Here is a 1,670-nt window from a genome sequence, read left to right on the forward strand (position 1 = left end):
TTGGCCCGGGCTTTGACCGCCTCTTTATCGCCAACAATGACAAACAACTGATTATCCCGCAGTTCCTGACGATAAACGGCCTGGACAACTACTTCGTCAAACAGGACGACCAGCTGATCGACCTCACCGTCATGGACAGCTGGGTCCTGAACCTGTCGCATAACGTGCAGTACAGCGACACGGACCGCAAAGAAATTCAGCGACAAATCACCGAGCAGTACCTGGGGGACTACACGGCCACCTGGCGCGCGGCGATGAACAACCTGGATATTCGTGATTTTACCGATATCCCGCAGGCCGTCAGCGCCCTTGAACAGGTCATCAGCGGCGAACAGCCCATCAGCCGCGCCCTGCAAATCCTCAGCGACAACACCCGTCTGCCGGAGATTGACGAGACGCTGCCGGCCAAAGCCCAGCAGCGGTTACATGACGCCCCGGATTACCGTCTGCGGGCGCGTATTCACCGGGAATTCGCGCCGGAAACCGCGGTGCTGGTGGAGTACGGGGATAAAAACAGTACTTTACAGGAGGTTTACCAGAAACTGGTGGCGCTGCACCGCTACCTGCTGACGATTCAGAACGCGCCGGTACCGGGTAAAGCCGCCCTGAGCGCCGTTCAGCAGCGGCTTGAACAGCATAACAGCGACCCGATTTTCGAAGTCCAGCAGCTGGCGAAAAACCTGCCGGAACCGCTCAATCGCTGGGTCGGCGAACTCGCCGAACAGGCCTGGCGAGTGGTGATGAAGGAAGCCATCAGCTCGCTGGAAATCGAATGGCACGATACCGTCGTCAGACAGTACCAGACCTACCTGGCCGGCCGCTATCCGTTCGACCCGGCAGCGACGCAGGACGTGCCGCTCAGTGAGTTCGAGCGGTTCTTCCGGCCCGGCGGCACGCTGGATGCCTTCTATCAGCAGAACCTGAAACCGTTTGTGGACAACAACCTGACCCACAGCGCCGACGGCCAGCAACTTATCCGTCAGGACGTGCTGGAACAGCTGAAACTGGCCGACCGTATCCGCGACACCTTCTTCACGCCGCAAAACGGTCTGGGCGCCCAGTTCGCTATTGAGCCCCTCAGCCTGACCGGCAATAAACGCCGCAGCCTGCTCAATCTCGACGGCCAGCTGCTCGATTATGCTCACGGCCGCGGCAGCATTGCGCACCTTATCTGGCCCAACTCGATGCGGGCCGGGGTGGAAAGCCAGCTCACGCTGATACCGGATGCCAGCGGCAAATCGCCGCGCGCCATCCGCTTCACCGGCCCGTGGGCTCAGCTGCGCCTGATTAACAGCGGCAAACTGACTAACGTGCGTCAGGAGGCGTTTGATGTGCGGTTCACGGTGGACGGCGGCGACATGACCTACCGTATCTACGTGGATGAATCCGACAACCCGTTTGCCGGCGGCCTGTTCAGCCAGTTCAGACTGCCTGACACGCTGTATTAATTGCAAAATCAACACCAGCCTGTCCTCCGCGCAGACGGAGGCAGGTGAAAGGATGAACGGCCATGCGTGAACACCCTGAAAATCTGATTATCCGTGCCGGCAGTAACCCGATGAATCTGCCGGCGTTCACCGCCATACGCGAAGAAATCAACAAAATCAACCACCCGTCTCAGCCGGCAGTGAACTGGCAACTCATCGAATCACTGGCCCTGACGCTGTTTC

The 1,670-nt window shown here is 59.2% G+C and carries 2 protein-coding genes; both read left to right on the forward strand.

The genetic code is table 11. The features are described from left to right. Positions 1–1,448, forward strand: a 1,448-nt coding sequence (tssM, locus tag Phpb_RS26720) for a type VI secretion system membrane subunit TssM (RefSeq protein WP_240492489.1), incomplete at its 5' end; no start/stop codon positions are given. 110 nt (positions 1,449–1,558) lie between these two features. Beyond that, a partial coding sequence (locus Phpb_RS26725) for a hypothetical protein (protein ID WP_240492494.1) occupies positions 1,559–1,670 on the forward strand: 112 nt, incomplete at its 3' end.

The sequence above is a fragment of the Photorhabdus namnaonensis genome (genome assembly GCF_001684335.1).
Taxonomy (GTDB): domain Bacteria; phylum Pseudomonadota; class Gammaproteobacteria; order Enterobacterales; family Enterobacteriaceae; genus Photorhabdus; species Photorhabdus namnaonensis.